The sequence below is a fragment of the Pseudomonas sp. LB3P93 genome (assembly GCF_054898025.1).
In genome coordinates, this window is record NZ_CM142713.1 from 2,428,409 (window position 1) to 2,447,289 (window position 18,881).

The following is an 18,881-nucleotide window of genomic DNA, read 5'->3' on the forward strand; positions in this document are numbered from 1 at the left end:
GTTCGGCTGCGAAGCAGTCGTAATACCTGCGCGCGAGGTTTTCCTGAAACACCGCGTTGCCGGATCTCACGACTGCTTCGTCCGAACGCGGCCCGAGCCGAACGCAGCCTCGCAAGCTCGACAGCTGCTACGGGATTTGAGTTGTTGGGTGGAGGTTGGCATCCACCCGGAAAAGTGGGGAATAAATGGGGTATATCCCCCGAGTTATTAAATCGTTGCTGTAACTGGCTGAAAAATAACTGAATTTTTTATGGCATGCGGATTGCTCAAGGGTATTTGTCGAGAATTATTCCCTGTGAGCACCCACAGCGAGGCCCGTGATCATGACTGGCATACCGAACGCTACGTCTCTTTTTCAAATTGCGCTGCTGGTGGCATCGATGTTTGGCATCGACTTGGCTGAAGCAGCCTTGCGCTGCGAGCGCAATCTGGTGGCGAACGTCGTGGCGCTGGATCAGCCGCTGATGTTCAACCGCCTCGGCGCGCAGAACGTCAACGGCATGATGTTCGCCCTGCGCCGCGACGTGGTCGACGACCATAATGTGTCCCTGGCCCAGGGTGGCGCGGCAGTGCCGGGCAAAGTCTCGCTGCGGCCCGACAAGCGTCCGCGCCCCTTGGTGTTGCGTGTGGCCGCCGGTGACTGCCTGACCATCAACCTGCAGAACCTGCTGGCGTACCAGGCCAACCCCGGCTCGCACGACGGCGGGGAGGAAGAAGAGGGCGAGATCGAGGGCGAAGTCGAAATCGGTGCAGAGGACGACTTCAAAGTCGATGAGCAGGTCGCTGACCGCCATGTCGGCTTCCAGGTCAATGGCCTGCAAGCGGTCAACAGCATCGACGACATCGCCTCGTACACCGGGCGCAACGGCAATTCGCTGGTTGCCCCCGGCGGCACCCGTTCCTACACCTTGTTTGCCGAGCGCGAAGGTGCATTCGCCGCCAGCAGCCGTGGCGCGACGTTCGGTGGTGAAGGCGATGCGGGCAACGTTGCCAACGGTCTGTTCGGCCAGGTTGTGGTGGTGCCCAAGGGTGGCCGCAGCTATCGCAACACCGTGACTGAAGAAGAGATGCGCCTGGCCAGCGCCGGTCGCACCCCGGCCGGTCAACCGATTGTCGATTACCAGGCGCGCTACCCGCAGCGCCAGCCGTGGATCCGTGAAGGCAAGGCCGGCACACCGATCATCAACATGGTCGACGGCAACGAAATCATTTCCAGCGAAAGCGATGCGATTGTCATGGGCAGCAACGCCGACGGTAGCTTCCCGCCTTCGACCTATCCGCTGGAAGCCGTCGGCAAACGCAACCCGGCGATCCCGAATCGGCTGGAACCGTTCCGCGATTTCGCCTCGCAATTCCAGGATGAAACCGCCGCGACCCAGGCATTCCCCGCTTACTGGGCGGACCCGGTGATGGCCCACGTGCTGGAACCGACCCGCGACTCGTTCATGATCAACTATGGCTCCGGCGGCATGGGCGCCGAGGTGGTGGCCAACCGTTTGGGCGTCGGGCCGATGCACGATTGCCTGTCCTGCGCCTATGAAGAATTTTTCCTCAGTTCGCACACCGTCGGCGACGTCGCGATGCTGGTGGACGTACCGGCCAACGCCGGCCTCGAAGGCATTCTTCCAGGCCAGGTGCCAAACGCCGATCAGATCGGGGTCAAGGCGACCATGGCGCTGTACCCGGCCGAACCGTCGAACGTCAACCACAGCTACATCGGTGACTTCGTCAAATTCCGCAACACCCACAACGGCCACGAGCAGCACATCTTCCACCTGCACGGCCATCAATGGCTGTTCAACCCCAACGACGACAACTCCGATTATGTGGACGCTCAAGGCATCGGTCCGGGCGCCGGTTACACCTACGAAATCGCCAACGGGGGCTCAGGCAACCGCAACCGCGTCGCCGGTGATGCGATCTACCACTGCCACTTCTATCCGCACTTCGCCCAAGGCATGTGGAGCATGTGGCGGGTACACGACGTGTTTGAAGAAGGGACCAAACTCGAAGTCTCGCAACAAGGCACCGACGGTTACCACAGCGAACCCTACGCATTGCGCAGCGGCAAACCGGCAGCGGGCGCCCGGGCCTTGCCCGATGGCGAGATCATTGCCGGTACCCCGATTCCTGCCGTCGTGCCGCTGCCGGGCAAAGCCATGGCGCCGATGCCAGGCAAGGTCGCGGTGGTGCCGAAAATCGGCGAAACCCTGGTCGCCGCTAACGATGACGACGATGACGACGATGATGACGACGGCGAACATCACAGCGGCAGCGGCGGCGCCCAAGCCATCGGTTCCCTGGCCCTGGTGGATCGCAGCGAAGCCAACCGCAATGCCGACGGCAGCCTGAAAAACCCTGGTTATCCATTCTGGATCGGCGGCATGGAAACGTCGGTCGGCCAACGTCCACCGACTCCACCGCTGGACATGCTCGACGCGGCCAAGGCCCAGTCGTTGAAAACCAGTGGCAATGCTTTGTGGGCCAACCTCGACCCGGCTTCGTCCGGTGGTTGGGACGGCGGCCTGGGGCGGCATTCCCTGGACGGTTTCTCCGCCGGTGGCGTGGCGAACACCATTACCACGTCCCTGGATTTCTCCAAGGAAGTGACCCGCGCCAAACCGATCTATATGCCGGAAGAGGGCACCGAAGTCGAACAGGCGGCCATGGCCTTCCACGCCAAAAAAGACCATCCAAGCTTTGCCGTGCTGCCCGGAAATCAAATCGTGGCGAAGGCCTTCCGCACCAACGGCGCCTTGCCTATTGCCGGCGCGCCGTACTACGAACCGTGCATGGATGACCGGCAAAAACGCCTGACCAGCAGCGCCGGCACCGGCGAGTTTGCCAGCGGTGAACGGGTCGACGGCATGTCCTACACCGGTTCCTCGACCTTCACCGCCGACCGTCCGCGGATATACAAAGCGGCGAACATCCAGTTCGACGCGGTGTACAACAAGGTCGGCTACCACTTCCCGCAAGCGCGCATTCTGGCGCTGTGGGAAGACGCCTGGCCAGTCATCACCAAGCAGCGTCCGCCAGAGCCTTTGGTGATGCGCATGAATACCTTCGACTGTGTGCAATACCAGCAGACCAACCTGGTGCCGGCCACCTATGAGATGGACGACTATCAGGTGCGCACGCCGACCGACGTGATCGGCCAGCACATTCACCTGCCGAAATGGGACCTGACGGCGGCCGACGGTTCTGCCAACGGCTGGAACTACGAAGACGGCGTGCTTTCCCCGGGGGCTGTGCAAGAACGCATCCGCGCTATTCGCGAGTTCAACCAGTGCGAAGGCGCCGATCCGCGTGATGGCACGCCGGCCTGTCCGAAAGCCAAAAATCACCCGTACTTCGGTCAATTTGGTCGGGCGGATTGGGTCGGGGCGCGCACGGCAATGCAGCGCTGGTTTGTCGATCCGGTGGTGAACACTAAAGGTGTCGACCGTGGCCTGGGGACCATTTTCACCCACGACCACCTCGGCCCATCGACTCACCAACAGATTGGCCTGTACGCCACCGTGCTGGCTGAACCGGCCGGTTCCACCTGGTTCCACGCTGAAACCGGCGAGCCGTTGTACAGCGGCGCTCGTCAGGACGGCGGGCCGACTTCGTGGCAAGCAGTGGTGTCCACCGGAGACATCGACGGCGACGGCAAGAACGACAGCTTCCGTGAGTTCTTCCTCGAATACAGCGACTTCCAGCACGCTTATGAAGCCGGTGTGTACGTGGGCGCCGGTCCTAACGGTGTGCCTAATCCGCAAGCCTTCCCGGCCACCGCGGACAGCTTCCGCTACGCGATCAACCCGCCGGTACGCAACAACGCCAGCACCTTGCTCGATGGCATCATCGAAGTGCAGGGCGGCATGGTGCCGGGTTGTCCGACCCGGCCATGCCCACAGGCAATCTCGGTCGATGACCCTGGCATGTTCGTGGTCAACTACCGCAACGAACCGCTGGCCCTGCGGGTGTACGACCCGAACAAGGTCGGCCCGGACGGCAAGCGCGGCATGCAGGCCGACGGCCTCGGCGGCGACCTGGCGTACGCCATGCAAAGCCGTACCGACCGCGCCATCCCGGCAATGAACCTGGCACCGAACCTGGTCACCTCGGCCACGGGGCCAACCGGCGGCACCACGCTGTTCCCGCCGCACGTCAACCGTGGCGGCGCAGAACCGGGTGACCCGTTCACTCCGATGCTGCGCACCTACACCGGCGATAACGTGCGGCTGCGGGTGCATGCCGGCGGTCACGAAGAAGAGCACAACGTGACCCTGCACGGCGTGAAATGGCTGCAAAGCGGCTCCGGCTTCGGCAACAGCTCCAACTCCGGCTGGCGCGCGTCGCAGATGGTCGGTATCTCCGAACAGATGGGCTTTAACGCGCCGGTCTCGATGCTCTCCAGTTCGGCGGCGACCACGGGGGATTACCTGTACTCGATGGACGCTTCCATTGAAGGTTACTGGAACGGTATCTGGGGCGTGATGCGCAACTACACGGCCCAGCGCAGCGATCTGTTCGCCGTGCCAAACAATCCCAAGCCAGCGGGCATGCGTAACACCGTGGCATTCGATGGTTCCTGCCCACGGATCAGTGCCAACCCCAACGGCATCGGCACCCGGCCGACCGTGCAACGCAACTATGAAGTGGTTGCGGCGCTGGCCAACGACATCCTGCGCAATCCGTTGAACCTGACCATCGGCGATCCGGCCGGCATCGGGCAACACGTGGGAGGGCCGTTGAATCCGGCGGGTGGCACCCTGGTGTTCAACTCGCGGCCGGTGAACATCCCGCAGGTCACCGTGGTCGATCCTGAAGATGGCGAAACCATCACCATCGGCGGTCAAAGCGGCCCGTTACATGATCCGACTGCGATCCTGTACGTGCGCAAATCCGACCTCGATCCGGCCACCGGCAAGCTGAAAGCCGGCGTGCCTGTCGAACCGCTGGTGTTGCGCGCAGCGGCGGGTGATTGCATCAACGTCACCCTGGAAAACCGCTTGCCTGTGGTCATGCCCGACCTGACCCAGACGGCCGTGATGCAAGGGCTGGTCAAACGGGATCGCAACAATGGCCAGGGCTCGACCATCTTCACCAATAACCTGCTGCGGCCGTCGAGCCACGTGGGTCTGCACGCCCAACTGCTGGCGTACGACATCACCAAATCCGATGGTACCAACGTCGGCGCCAACCCAATCCAGACCGTGCCACCGCGCATCGGCAACAGCGGCGCGTACCCGACCCGTACTTATCAGTACTACGCCGGGCACCTGGAGCGTGAAGGCAAACCGGTCACGCAACTGGGCCGCAGCGTCGACAACATCAACGCCACGGCGGTGGAGTTCGGCGGGCTGAATATCACCCCGGCGGACCTCATCAAACAACCGCAGAAAGGCTTGGGTGGGGCGATGACGATCCTGCCGATCGGCGCAACCTGGGTTGAGGATGCGCGTAAAACCAACGCAACGGTCACGGCGCCAGGGCAGACCACTTACCGCGACTTTGCGATGGTCTGGCAGAAAGCGTTGAACATCCGCTGGGCCAACGGTCGGCCGGTGGAAGGCATTGCCGCCGAAGGCTTCGGTGTACCGACCGATCCACAGGACAACTCGAGCATGGCCATCAACTACAAGGCCGAGCCGATCTGGTTCCGCTTCGGGTTGGCGCCGGATGCGCCGTTCGGGCACGCCGACGGTGCCGGTTACGGGGACGTGCCGAACGCGCATATGGCCTACAGCAATGCGCTGATCGGGGGCGATCCTCAGACACCGGTGCTGTATGTGAAACCGGGGCAACCGTTCCGCACCCACATCATGATGCCGAGCGGTGGCAGTCGCGGCACGACCTTCCAACTGGACGGTCACGTCTGGTCGGTGAACCCGTTCCAGTCGGAGAAGAGCGATACCGGTGGTTATCCGCTGGCCACGCCTGGAGTGGGGTCGGTGCGGTTCGGCTACAACCCGATGTCGATGTACATCGGCGCTCGTGAAAGCATCCTGCCGGCGGCGCACTTCAGCTTCATGCACCCGAGCGCCGGGGGCAGCAACGCAATACCGGGCGACTACCTGTACCGCGACTACGGCGCCTACGGCAACACCGCCGGGCTTTGGGGGTTGCTGCGCGTGACCAATGAGCCTGAGCCGGCACCGGCACCGGCACCGGCACCGTAGGGGCACTAGCCAGTAAAGAGAAAGAACGAGCGATGAGTGATCTGTGGCGAGGGAGCTTGCTCCCGCTGGGGCGCGAAGCGGCCCTGAAAATGGGACTGCTGCGCAGTCCAGCGGGAGCAAGCTCCCTCGCCACAGGGGCCGTGTTCGAAGGCAGGCACAGATCTGTAAGGGGAGAGTGTGATGAACAGGACTATCGGATTCGCCGTTTGCGTGCTGGCCGTCGGGCTCGGGCTGATCAGCTTCGGCGTCTGGCGCACCGCGCCGACCAACCTGCTGAGCGAAGTCGCGCTGCCGGACACCTGGAGCAGTCAGAACCTCTCCCGTGACGGGGTTTCGGTGGCGCTTGAGGTCAAGCCACTGGCCGCGGATGGCGTGTTGCGTGAAGGCGAGTTTGCCGACGTGCAGTTCCGCGTCAGTGACAGTGCCTCGGGCCAGCCGTTGTCGGGCGTCAACCCCGGCGCCTGGCTGGACCCGGAAACCGTCGCCGCCGACAAGGCCCAGGGCCGGGAGCAAAGCTGCAAAGCCCGGGTCGGGGTCTTCCTGAAATCGAGCATCGGTGCGCGGCCGATGCTCGATTTGAACAGCTACTTCCTTCTAGTGATGAACCGCGACGCCAGCGTCTCGGTGGTCGATCCGTCGGTGTCGGTGGGCGGTATCACCAGCACCATGGCGCGGATCGACATCAAAAAACCGCCGATGGACTGGACCACGCCCAAAGACAACAAACGGGTGTTTGTCTCCATGCCGACGGCCGATGAAGTGGCGGTGATCGACAGCGAGCAATTCAAAATGATCGACTCGGTCGCCGCCGGCAGCAACCCGGTGCGCGTGGCCTTGCAGCCGGACGAGCGTCTGCTGTGGGTCGGCAACAATGCCAAGACCGCCGAGCAGTCCGGCGTCACGGTGATCGACACCCGTAGCCTCAAGCCGCTCAAACACCTGGCAACGGGTGCCGGGCACCACGAAATAACCTTCAGCAAGGACAGCCGTTTTGCCTTCGTCAGCAACCGCGACGACGGCACGCTGAGCATCATCGACATCGCCAGCCTGACCATCAGCAAGCAACTCAAGACCGGCTCGCACCCGTTGTCGGTGGCGTACTCGCCGCTGTCTCAGGCGGTGTATGTCGCCGACGGCAAGGACGGTACCGTGACAGTGGTCGATACCGCCAGCCTCGCGGTTCGGCGGGTGATCAAGATGAAACAGGGCCTGGGCCCGATGGGGTTCAGCGCGGACGGGCGTTTCGGCATCGTCCTCAACACCCTGGAAAACCAGGCCGCAGTGATCGACGCGGCCACCGATTCGATGATCCATGAGCTGGACGTGTCCGCCGAACCCTATCAAGTGGTGTTCACCAAGGCCTACGCCTATGTACGCGGACTGGCCTCGGCCAAGGTCACGATGATCAACCTCTCGTCGTTGGGAACTGGCCGCACGCCAATCAGCCAGGGCTTCGAAGCCGGGCCTCAGGCGCCACGGCTGGCCGGTGATTTGCCACTGGCTTCGAGCCTGGCGGTGTCGCGGGACGACAACGCGGTGTTCGTGGTCAACCCGGTGGACAACACCACCTACTTCTACGCCGAAGGCATGAACGCGCCGATGTCTGGTTACCCCAATCGCGGGCAGGTGGCGCGGGCGGCCATGGTCATCGATCGCAGCCTGCGGGAGGTCGAGCCAGGGCTCTACAGTTCGCGGATCAAGCTGCCGGTCGCCGGGCGTTTTGATGTGGCGTTCTTGCTTAACCAACCGAACATCATCCATTGCTTCACGGCGCTGGTTGAACCGGACAAGAACCTCGCAAAACTCCCCGGCGTGCCAAAAGTCGAGTTCATGCTCAACACATCCACCGCCGCCCTCGGTAGCCCTTACACCGTGCGGTTTCGCATCGTTCAGGGCCACCAGAAGGCACAGCGCAGCGGGGTCAAGGACGTTCAGGTGCGCTACTTCCGCGCCCCGACTTCCCGCGCCCAGCACGTCGCCGCCCTTGAAGTGGGCAACGGCATCTACGAAGCCCCGGTGACCCTCGACCAGAACGGCGCCTGGTACCTGCACGTGCGCGCGGCGTCCCTTGGCGCGAGTTTCGATGACAAGACCTTTGCCAGCGTTCGGGTGTTGCCCGGCGATGTCCACTGAAGAGGAAACCGACATGAATCGATTCGCACACCGTGGACTGCTGACGTTCTGCCTGTTGGCCGTCGGCATCGGCCAAGCCCTGGCGCACTCGGCGGATGAACATGCCGGACACGACATGCCAGCCAAAAGCGCCAGCTCGGAGAGCGCCCAGGTCAAATTCGCCGACGTCGCGCTGGTGGACCAGAACGGCAAGCCGGTGCGTCTGGAAAAGGATCTGGTGACCAACAAAATCGTGGTCATGAGTTTCATCTACACCAGTTGCACCACGGTGTGCCCGGTGGTGTCCTCGATCATGGGCAAGGTGCAAAAACAACTCGGTGCCCGGGTCGGCGATGAGGTGCAGCTGGTGTCGATCAGCATCGACCCGCAGCGCGATGACGCCAAGCGCCTGAACGACTACGCCCGCAACTTCCAGAAAGGTCCGGGCTGGAGCTGGCTGACCGGCAGCTCGCAGTCGATCAACGAAACCCTCAAGGGCCTCGGCTCCTTCAGCGGTGACTTCAAAAGCCATCAACCGCTGATTCTGGTGGGGGACGGCAACAGCCGCCACTGGACGCGCTATTACGGTTTTACCGACCCGGCGGTGCTCACACGTGAAGTCGAGAAACTCAGCGGCCAGCGTAATGCCCACGCCAAACACACAGCCATTGCGATGGAGCACCAGCCATGAAAGCCCTCGTTTTGATCTTCCTGACGATGAGTTTTTGCGTGATCAGTTTTATGGCGTTTTCCCACGAAGGACACCAGGAGCCGGCGCCGGCGGTGGCCGCCGCGCAACCGGCCAGCGGCACGCGAGATGCGCAAACCTGGTTCACCGACACACCGTTGCAGGACCAGAACGGCAACACGCTGCGCTTCTACAGTGATGCGCTGCAAAACCGCGTGGTGCTGCTGAACGTGATTTTCACCAGTTGCAACGATGCCTGCCCGCTGATCACCCGCAAGCTCAAGGAAGTCCGTGAGGTGCTGGGCGACAAGGCCGATGGCATTACCTTTATCTCCCTTACCAGTGATCCGCTGCGCGATACGCCGGCGGTACTCAAGGCTTACACCTTGAAGCAGGGCGTCGATGGCCCCCACTGGCTTTTTCTCACCGGCGACAAGGCGCAGATGGACCTTGTGCTGGGGCGCATCGGCCAGATTGTGCCGACCCCCGAGCAGCACTCAACGCAGTTGATCGTCGGTGACGTGGCCAACAAGCGCTGGAGCAAGATCCGTCCCGACGCACCGGCCGCCGCCATTGCCCAGCGCTTGCAGTTGCTGACAATGCCCGTGGCCGGTCGTTGAGCCCGCGCCATGAAAACTGCCCTCGTCCTCGGCCTGCTACTGATTGTCGGCATCAACCTTGCCGCCAATGCGTTGCCGCTGAGCCCCAGCGAAAGCGCCGGTAAGCGGCTGTACCGCGAGGGTGTGTCCGGGAGCGGCGAGCCGATCATGGCTCGGGTGGGCGCGGCGAACATGATGCTGCCCGCCACCAGCCTGCCGTGCGCCAATTGCCATGGCGCCGATGCTCAGGGGCGTCCCGAAGGCGGGGTACGGCCGCCGGACATCAGCTGGTCGCGCCTTTCCAGCAATTACGGTCAGCAGCAAGTCAATGGTCGCAATTACCCGGCCTACACCGAGGGCACACTGGCACGGGCGATCCAGGAGGGGCGTGATTCGGCGAACAATCGGCTGGACCCGGCGATGCCACGGTTTGTGCTGTCGATGAATGATCAGCGCAACCTCACGGCCTACCTCAAGCGCGTGGCCGAGGACCGTGATCCCGGGTTGACCGCCGACAGTTTGCACCTGGGCACTTTGTTGCCGAGCCAGGGACCGTTGAGCGATGAGGGCGCCACGGTCGCCGCGGTACTCAAGGGCAGCGTGGCGCGGATCAACGAGGCGGGCGGGATTCATGGTCGGCAATTACGCCTGACCATCCTCGATCCGGGCCCGAACCGCGCCAGTGCCGAGGAGGCGCTGGACCGCTTGATCGATAAGGAGCAGGTGTTCGCCCTGATCGCGCCGTTGGTACCTGCGCTCGACACCGAACTGGTCACACGGCTGGAGCGCGCCGGCATTCCGCTGATCGGTCCGCTCTCGTTGCAAGGCATGGCCCAGGCCAGCCGGCAGATTTTCGAACCGCTGTCCGGGCTGCGTGAACAGCTGATCGCCCTGGCCGACTACGGTGCCGCCAATTTGCGCTTGCTCCAGGGGCCGACGCTGATTGTCTACCCGGATGAGCCGAGCCAGCGACTGGCGGCGCAGAACCTCGGCCAGTACCTGCAAGATCGCGCCTGGCAGGAAGTGCGGCTGCAGGCCTACGACTCGGCGCAGGACGAGCTGCCGCTGGGCTCGCGATCAGTGTTTTACCTGGGCAGCGGCGTCGGTTTCAGGCGCCTCGCCGAGCGCTTGCATTCGGCAGGGCAGGTGCCTTACCTGTTCGCCGCGTCGAATCAGGTGGCAGGCGACCTGTTTCAATTGCCCAGTGGTTTTTCCCGGCGGGTGTTTCTGGCTTATCCGTTCGTGCCCAGTGACTGGTCGCTTGCCGGGCGCCTGGCCTTGACGCAATTGCGCAAGAACCAGGGGCTCGGCGGTGAGCACGCGGTGCTGCAAGTCGGCGCCTACAGTTCGATGTTGCTGCTCAGCGAAGGCATGAAGCAGGCCGGGCGCGACGCCAGCCGCGAGAAGCTCATCAGCGCCCTGGAAGGGTTGCACGATTTCGACACCGGGCTGACTCCGCTGATCAGCTTCGGTCCGGGTCGCCGACGGGGCTTGAGCGGTGCCCATATCGTCACCGTAGATTTGCCCGACCAGCGCTTCTATCTGGTCGCACCGTACAAACCCATTGCCGCGACACCCTGACGGGAGGCCTGATGATGAAACTCAAGAATCTGCTGATACTGCTGACGCTGTGGGGCCCCATGGCGCTCGCCAGCAATGGCCCGGCCGCCGCGCGCGTCAACGGCGAGGTCATTTCCGAGTTCCGCCTGGAGCGTTATTTCGCCGAGTACCTGGAGGATCAGGGCCGGGCGGTGGGCAGCATTCGCAACCCCACGGCGTACAAGCAATTGCGCAAGAAAGCGCTGGATGCCCTGATCGACAAGGAGTTGCTGTGGCAGGAGGCACGCAAGCGCGGGGTGGAGATCAGCGATGAAGTGGTGCAAAGCCAGGTCGAGCAGACGCGGCAAGCGATCGGTGGTGCCGAGGTGTTCGCCCGCCGGCTCGAAGACGCCGGTTTCGACGAAGCCACCTATATCGATTACACGCGCCGTGAACTCGCGGCACAAAAGGTGTTTGCCGAGCTGGTCCAGGCGGCTGAGCCGGACGAAAAACAAGTCCGCACGTTCTACGAGGAACATCGCGCCGAAATGAGCACGCCAGAGCAAATCCAGGCGCGGCACATCCTGGTCAAAGTGCCTCAGGGAGCCGATGCCGCCACAGTTGAAGCAGCACGGCTACGCTTAGAGGAGATGCGGGTGAAAATCGGTCAGGGCGAGGACTTTGCCAGCGTTGCCCGGGCCGGCTCCGAAGATGCTTCCGCCACCGAAGGCGGGGATCTGGGCTATTTTCCCCGTGGGCGCATGATGCCGGAATTCGAAGCAGCGGCATTTACCCTGGCGCCGGGGGCCGTCAGCGCGCCGGTGCGCACACCGCTGGGCTGGCATTTGATTTACTTGCAGAACCACATGGAGGCGGCCGATGTCTCAGAAGTTCAGGGGCTTGAAATGGTTCGGGCTTACCTTGCCCGACAGCAAAAGGATCAGGCTCGTCTACAGGTTCTGGGGCAGTTGCGATCAAGCAATCGTATCGAACGGATTGACGATGATTGAAGCGTCCCCCCCCCAAATGTGGGGAAAGCTTCAGGGCAAATCCGAGCGCTTCCCCGCCTTTGGGGGACGGGGTTCCTGAACGAAAAGATTTTTTCATGAAAATCATAGAGATGAAGCGGTCGAAAACCGGCGCTCAGTCTGGCATGAAGTGTGCGTTAGCCTAATTAAGGCGCGTACTCCCAGGCACGAATATCGGACCTGCGGTTTCAAGGAGTCCACCTTGTTAAACAAAGTACTGGTTGTTGAAGACGAACAGCTGCTGGCGGAAAACCTCCAGGGTTACCTGCAGGCGCAAGCGCTGGAAGTCCGGATAGCTCACAACGGTGAAACAGCCATCGGCGAAGCCGAACGTTTTTCACCCGATGTGATGGTGTTCGATTACCGCTTGCCCGATATGGAAGGCTTTCAGGTGCTCGATGCCGTCCGCCAGAACAGGAAGTGCCATTTTGTGCTGATTACCGGGCACCCAACCGCTGAAGTCTGTGAGCGGGCCCGGCAACTGGGAGTCAGCCATATCCTGTTCAAACCGTTTCCGTTGGCGGAATTGGCCCGTGCAGTCTGTGACCTTCTGGGGATGGAGCGGGAAAATCGAACAGGCGCGAGCCCATCCGAAGGATTCGTCGAACGACGCCAGAGCAGGACCGAAAGTTTCCCGCTGCAGTTGTACGACGGCAGTTGGGTGCTGGCAGATCGTCGACGAAGTACATCGACCTCCAAGGCACCAGACGACGAACAATTGCTCACCGGGGAGTAGTGGCGCGACAAGCCGTTCCGGTACATGCCGTAATTGCTCGCCGCGTCGACAGGGCTCAAAGCCCCCGGCGTTGGAGAGCATGCCATGGACCGTCTACCCCTTGCCGTCGAACCGGCGTTGTTGGAATGTGTACCGTCGCGATTTTCCAGTGAACAGCTGGTCCAGGCCCGGGCTCGGGCAACCAGCTCCGGCGAGCGGGTTCTGGAAGCCCTCGGGGTGTTGTGCGAACTGGCCCCCATGCCCTTCATCCAGTGCCTTGGCGCTACCTTGCATTATCCGGTGCTCGACACCGACACCCTGTTTCAAGCCACCCCGGTGTTCGACCGGGTCACCCTGGCCCAATGCCTCAAACGCGAATTCATCCTGCTGCGTCACGACGATGCGGTCATTGGCGTTTTTGCCGACCCGTTCGATACGTCGCGCCTGGCCTGGATCGATGATTGCCTGCACGGCGCGCCGCTGTACCTGGTGCATGCCGACGACCTGAAAGCCTACCTGGCGCGCCACGAAGAGAGTTTCCACGCGGTGGAATCGCTCAACGCCCAGGCTGACGCCAATGTCGAAATCGATACCCTGCAAAGCCTGTCCCTGACCAGCATCAGCGAAGACGCCAGCGTGGTGGTCAAACTGGTCAACTCGACCCTCTACGACGCGCTGAAAATGCACGCCAGCGACATCCATCTGGGCACCACGGGCAGCGGCCTGGTGATCAAGTACCGGATCGACGGCGTGCTGAACAACATCAGCAAAATCCAGGGCAGCGAGTTCGCCGAGCAGGTGATCTCCCGGGTCAAAGTCATGGCCGAACTGGACATCGGCGAAAAACGCGTGCCCCAGGACGGTCGCTTCAAAATCGGCATCAGCGGCCGCCAGATCGACTTCCGGGTGTCGATCATGCCGAGCATTTTTGGTGAAGACGCGGTGCTGCGGGTCCTCGACAAACAGGACCTGGCGGACAAGGTCAGCGGCGTGCAATTGCAGGCCCTGGGCTTTGAAGACGAAACCCTGCGCGCGCTGCGCCGGCTGGCCGCCGAACCGTACGGCATGGTGCTGGTGACCGGCCCGACCGGCAGCGGCAAGACCACCACCCTCTACGCGATGATCACCGAGATCAACCACGGCGTGGACAAGATCATCACCATTGAAGACCCGGTGGAATACCAACTGCCGGGGGTCCTGCAAATCCCGGTCAATGAAAAGAAAGGCCTGACCTTTGCCCGTGGCCTGCGCTCGATTCTGCGCCATGACCCGGACAAGATCATGGTCGGTGAAATCCGCGACCCCGATACCGCGCAGATTGCCGTGCAATCGGCCCTGACCGGGCACCTGGTGTTCACCACCATTCACGCCAACAACGTGTTCGACGTGATCGGCCGCTTTACCCAGATGGAAATCGACCCTTACAGCCTCGTCTCGGCCCTCAATGCGGTGCTGGCTCAGCGACTGATTCGCCTGGTGTGCGCCAGTTGCAGCGCGCCGAGCAACCCGACCGATGAAGAATTGCGCCTCTCCGGGCTCGACCCGCAGAAGGTCGATCATTACCACTTCGTCCATGGCAAAGGCTGCGGCCATTGCCGGGGCACCGGTTATCGCGGGCGGACCGCGATTGCCGAGCTGCTGCACCTGGATGACGAACTGCGGCAAATGATCGTCGAGCGCCAACCCGTTTCGAAGATCAAGGCACACGCTTGCAAACGTGGCTTGCGCCTGTTGCGCGAGTCCGCTCTGGAACTGGTGCAGGAAGGGCGGACCACGCTCGAGGAGATCAATCGTGTCACTTTTGTCTCGTGATCGTTATGTCGCCGTGCTCGGCGCCAGTGGTGTCGGCCTGGGCCAGCGCAAGGGTGGCGACACCCTGTGGCTGGGCAGCGTCGGCTTTATCGACGAAGGCTTCCATGCCTGGGCCGTCGCCCTCGAAACCCTCGACCGCTTGCTGGGCGAACACGCCCATGCCGGTGCGGAATTGAGCGTGGTGGTATCCGGTCACTTCAGCCGCTTCTGCCTGGTGCCCTGGAGCGAACAAATCAGCAGCCCCGACGAGCTGCTCGGGTTTGCCCAACTGTGTTTCGAAGACCTCTACGGCGTACCGACTCAACCCTGGAGCATGGTGCTGTCGGCGGAACCTGCGGGTTACGACCGGATTGCCACGGCGCTGCCGCAAGACTTGTTGGCGCGTCTGCGCAGCCTGGCCAGCGGTCGCGGCCTGCGCCTGCAGTCGGTGCAGCCTTACCTGATGGCAGCGTTCAATCACTTCGATAAAAGCCTCGACGCCGGCGACTTCCTGTTCGTGGTTGCCGAGCCGGTGCGCAGTGTCTTGCTGCTAGCCAGGGAAGGGCGCTGGACCTCGGTGCGCTCGGTGGGCAGCAGCGACAGCGATGCCGCACTGACCGCGCTGATCGGCCGTGAAGGCCAGTTGCAGGCCTCCACCAGCGAACGGCCGCTGAACGTTTATCTGCACGCACCCGCGCGCATTGACGTGCAGCCCGACGTACCCGGTGTGCATTTGCGCACCCTCGAAGAGGACCGGACATCCGTACACGATTGTTTGTACGTGATGTCCCGGGCGGTGGCCTGACATGCGCCCCCTGACGCTCGACTTCCAGCCACGCCGCCGCTCGGGTCCATTGGGCTGGAGCCTGCTGGCGGGTGGCGTGGTGCTGGTCGTGACCTGTTTTGTCGCCCAGCAGCACGTCGCCGAACAAGCCTCGCAACAACAAGGCCATTTGCAGCACGCCCAGCGCGAACTCACGGGCGACACCGGCAGCAAAGTCACCCTGAGCCCGGCCGAAACCCGCGAACAAGCCCAGAACCTGGCGGAAATGCGCAAGGTCTCGCAGCAACTTCGCCGGCCTTGGGAACGCCTGTTCGCCATGCTCGAAGCCATGCCCCGCGACAACGTCGCCTTACTGACCCTGACTCCGGATGCCCGCAAGGGCCAGGTGCGCATCAGCGCCGAGGCTCGGGACCTGGAAGCGATGCTCGATTTTCACCGCCGCCTCGAAGCCAGCGACGAGCTCTCCGATGTGTCGCTGCTCAGCCACGAAATCGTCGTGAAATCACCGGAACAACCGGTGCAATTCAACCTGTCGGCTAGCTGGGAGATCGGCGATGCAAATCTCTAGATTGATCGTCCACGAATACCTTCAAGGCCTGGGCGTGCCCGGCCTGGCGGGGCTGGCGATGTTGCTGCTGGCGCTGGCCTGGGCCTTGGGTGGCCTGATGCCGGACTGGAATTCATTGCAAACCCTCAGCCAGCAGACCCGCGAAGCCGGCGAGTACCTGGCCAAGGTTGAAGACGGCAGTGTCGCCGCCCCGGTGGTGCCGCAACGTCAGCTCGACGACTTCCGCAGCAAGTTGCCGTCGCAGCCGCAAGCCACCGTGGCGATCGACAAGATCTACGCGCTGGCGGCCCAGGAACACATCACCCTGGCACGGGGCGAATACTCACTGGGCATCGACCCCAAGACCCATCTGGCCCGTTATCAGATTCTGCTGCCGGTGCGCGGCAGCTACCCGCAACTGCGGCGCTTCCTGCACGCCTTGCTCGGCCAGTTGCCGGCCGTGGTGGTGGAGGACGTGGAGTTCCAGCGTAAAAAGATCGCCGACACCGACCTGACCGGGCGGATCCGCATGACCCTTTACCTGTCGAGGTCATGATGAATACCAAACGCGTAGTGGGCTGGGTGGCGTTCTTCGGCGTGGCCGCGGCGCTGACCTGGGGGCCTGATTACTTCATGCCGTCGGACGAAAGCGATGCCTCGGTCGCAACCGCGACAACGCCCGCCAAAAGCAAAACCCGCGGCACGCTGCCGGCCGTGGCAGCCAATGGCAAACCAGCGGCAATCAAAGACCTGAGCCCGTCCGGCGATCTGTTCGCCGCCCGCAGCTGGAAGGCTGCACCGACGCTGGCCAGCGTCACCGAACAACCCGTCAACCCGACCCCGGTGGTGCAAGCCCCCAGCGTACCGCCGATGCCTTTCCAGTTCGTTGGCAAGCTCCATGACCGTTCCGACCTGCAAGTGTTTTTGCAGAACGGCGAAAAAATATACGTCGTACGCAAAGGGGATGTGATCGACGACATCTGGCGGATCGAGGGGATTTCCGACGTGGAACTCAGCTTTGTCTACCTGCCTCTGCATTTGTCCCAGACCTTGTCTGTGGGGAGCACGCAATGAACAGTTCCCGTTTGCTGTTGAACCTTTGTGTATGCGCAGCGCTGGCCGCGTGCAGCTCGGCGCAGGTTGCCAAAGAGGAGGGGACCGACCTGATGGCGTCGGGGCAGTATGAAGCCGGCCTCGCCCGTATCGAGGAGGGGCTCAAGGAAAACCCTCGCAACACCGAACTGCACCTGGCCCTGACCAGCGGCCGTGCTCGTGCAGTCACGGCGTTGTTGACCCAGGGCGATATGGATCGCGCCCAGCGTGATTTCGCGTCGGCTCGCATGGCGTATAGCCGGGTGCTGACCCTCGAACCGAACAACCGTCGGGCCCAGGACTCCCTGCGCCAACTCGAACACATGCGCAGTCTCGATGACAAACTCGAACTGGCCCGGGGCGACCTGCGTCGCGGCGACATTTACGGCGCCGATCGCCAGGTCAAACAGATCCTCGAACTGGACCCCAAGAATGAAGGCGCCCTGGAGCTGCAAAGCAATATCCGTCTGGTGCAAAGCCGCAACGTGATTCCTTATCCGCAACTGCGCACCCGTCTCGACCGGCCGGTGACCCTGGAATTTCGCGACGCCAACCTGAAAACCATTTTCGAAGTGCTGTCCCAGGTCGCCGGTTTGAACTTCATCTTCGACAAGGACCTGCGCCCGGACATGAAAGCCACCATCTTCGTGCGTGACGTGCGCATCGAAGATGCCGTGGAATTGCTGCTGCAACAGAACCAGCTGCATCAGAAAGTGGTGAACGAAAACACCTTGCTGATCTACCCCGACTCACCGCAGAAGCTCAAGGATTACCAAGAGCTGGTGATGCGCACCTTTTACCTGACCAGCATCGATGCCAACACCGCGCTGAACATGATCAAGACCATGCTCAAGACCCGTGACGTGTTCGTCGATGAACGCCTCAACACCTTGACCATGCGCGACAGCGAAGACGCCGTGCGCATGGCCGAGAAACTGCTGCAATCCCAAGACCAGTCCAACCCGGAAGTGGTGCTGGAAGTGGAGGTAATGGAAGTCGCCACGCAGCGGATTCTCGACCTTGGCCTGCAATGGCCGAACACCTTCGGTGTTGTCAACAGCGACGGTTCGGCGGTGACCCTGCTCGATCAACTCAAAGGCATCAACTCCAGCCGGATCACCATTTCGCCGTCGCCGCAGGCCAAGATCAACGCCCAGGACAACGACATCAACACCCTGGCCAGCCCGGTGATCCGCGTCAGTAACCGTGAACAGGCGCGTATCCACATCGGCCAGCGGGTGCCGATCATCAGCGCCACTTCGGTGCCGTCGACCCAGGGCCCGGTCATCACTGAAAGCGTCACCTACCTGGACGTCGGTCTGAAGCTCGAAGTGCAGCCAACCGTGCACCTGAACAACGAAGTGGCGATCAAGATCGCCCTGGAAGTCAGTAACGCCACACCACTGGAACCGACCCGTCAGGGCACGATTCCGGTTCAGGTCGACACCCGTAACGCACAGACCACCTTGCGTTTGCATGACGGCGAAACCCAGGTGCTGGCCGGCCTGATGCGCGATGACCATGGCGCCACGGGCAACAAGATTCCGGGCCTTGGCGACATCCCCGGTCTTGGCCGGTTGTTCGGCAGCAACAAGGACACCGTCGGCAAGTCGGAACTGGTGCTCTCCATCACCCCGCGGATCGTACGCAACCTGCCGTACCAGAGCCCGTCGGACATGGAATTCCCTACCGGCACCGAAACCAGCATGCACATCCAGGCGCCTGACCGCCGGATGCCAGCGCCGATTCAGAACGAACACATCGACCGGCCGGTTGCTTCCAATTCCACCACCGCTGTCGTCGAGAAGCCTTGATC

13 protein-coding genes are annotated in these 18,881 nt (G+C 62.4%); all 13 read left to right on the forward strand.

Translation table 11 applies throughout. The annotated features are described in order from the left end of the window. Positions 1 to 323 precede the first annotated feature (323 nt). Complete coding sequence (gene mnxG, locus ACYZT8_RS10835) at positions 324 to 6,170, forward strand: manganese-oxidizing multicopper oxidase MnxG (protein WP_461980936.1); 5,847 nt, start codon at positions 324 to 326, stop codon at positions 6,168 to 6,170. Between the two features lie 180 nt (positions 6,171 to 6,350). Continuing rightward, a complete protein-coding gene (locus ACYZT8_RS10840; RefSeq protein ID WP_461980938.1) occupies positions 6,351 to 8,303 on the forward strand; it encodes a cytochrome D1 domain-containing protein in 1,953 nt (650 codons plus the stop codon). A 13-nt stretch (positions 8,304 to 8,316) separates the two neighbouring features. Further along, entirely contained in the window at positions 8,317 to 8,973 is a 657-nt protein-coding gene (locus ACYZT8_RS10845; protein WP_461958240.1) for an SCO family protein, read from the forward strand. After that, positions 8,970 to 9,590, forward strand: a complete 621-nt coding sequence (locus ACYZT8_RS10850; RefSeq protein WP_461980940.1) for an SCO family protein — start codon at positions 8,970 to 8,972, stop codon at positions 9,588 to 9,590. Before ACYZT8_RS10845 ends, ACYZT8_RS10850 begins: the two co-directional genes overlap by 4 nt. Before the next feature lie 9 nt (positions 9,591 to 9,599). Next, entirely contained in the window at positions 9,600 to 11,150 is a 1,551-nt protein-coding gene (locus ACYZT8_RS10855) for a cytochrome c/ABC transporter substrate-binding protein (protein ID WP_461980942.1), read from the forward strand. 14 nt (positions 11,151 to 11,164) lie between these two features. Then, a complete protein-coding gene (locus tag ACYZT8_RS10860) occupies positions 11,165 to 12,118 on the forward strand; it encodes a foldase protein PrsA (RefSeq protein WP_461982420.1) in 954 nt (317 codons plus the stop codon). A 220-nt stretch (positions 12,119 to 12,338) separates the two neighbouring features. Beyond that, the gene (locus ACYZT8_RS10865; RefSeq protein ID WP_461980944.1) at positions 12,339 to 12,872 is read left to right on the forward strand and encodes a response regulator; all 534 of its coding nucleotides are present in this window, start codon (positions 12,339 to 12,341) and stop codon (positions 12,870 to 12,872) included. Between the two features lie 84 nt (positions 12,873 to 12,956). Continuing rightward, positions 12,957 to 14,663 (forward strand): GspE/PulE family protein, encoded by a 1,707-nt coding sequence (locus tag ACYZT8_RS10870; protein WP_461980946.1) that lies wholly within the window; start codon positions 12,957 to 12,959, stop codon positions 14,661 to 14,663. Further along, a complete protein-coding gene (locus ACYZT8_RS10875) occupies positions 14,644 to 15,447 on the forward strand; it encodes a hypothetical protein (RefSeq protein ID WP_461980948.1) in 804 nt (267 codons plus the stop codon). Before ACYZT8_RS10870 ends, ACYZT8_RS10875 begins: the two co-directional genes overlap by 20 nt. 1 nt (position 15,448) lies before the next feature. After that, positions 15,449 to 15,994, forward strand: a complete 546-nt coding sequence (locus tag ACYZT8_RS10880) for a PilN domain-containing protein (RefSeq protein ID WP_461980950.1) — start codon at positions 15,449 to 15,451, stop codon at positions 15,992 to 15,994. After that, positions 15,981 to 16,529, forward strand: a complete 549-nt coding sequence (locus ACYZT8_RS10885) for a GspMb/PilO family protein (protein ID WP_461958248.1) — start codon at positions 15,981 to 15,983, stop codon at positions 16,527 to 16,529. Before ACYZT8_RS10880 ends, ACYZT8_RS10885 begins: the two co-directional genes overlap by 14 nt. Continuing rightward, positions 16,529 to 17,047, forward strand: coding sequence for a hypothetical protein (locus ACYZT8_RS10890; protein ID WP_461980952.1), 519 nt, complete (start codon positions 16,529 to 16,531; stop codon positions 17,045 to 17,047). Before ACYZT8_RS10885 ends, ACYZT8_RS10890 begins: the two co-directional genes overlap by 1 nt. Then, positions 17,044 to 18,879, forward strand: coding sequence for a secretin N-terminal domain-containing protein (locus tag ACYZT8_RS10895; protein ID WP_461980954.1), 1,836 nt, complete (start codon positions 17,044 to 17,046; stop codon positions 18,877 to 18,879). Before ACYZT8_RS10890 ends, ACYZT8_RS10895 begins: the two co-directional genes overlap by 4 nt. Positions 18,880 to 18,881 lie beyond the last annotated feature (2 nt).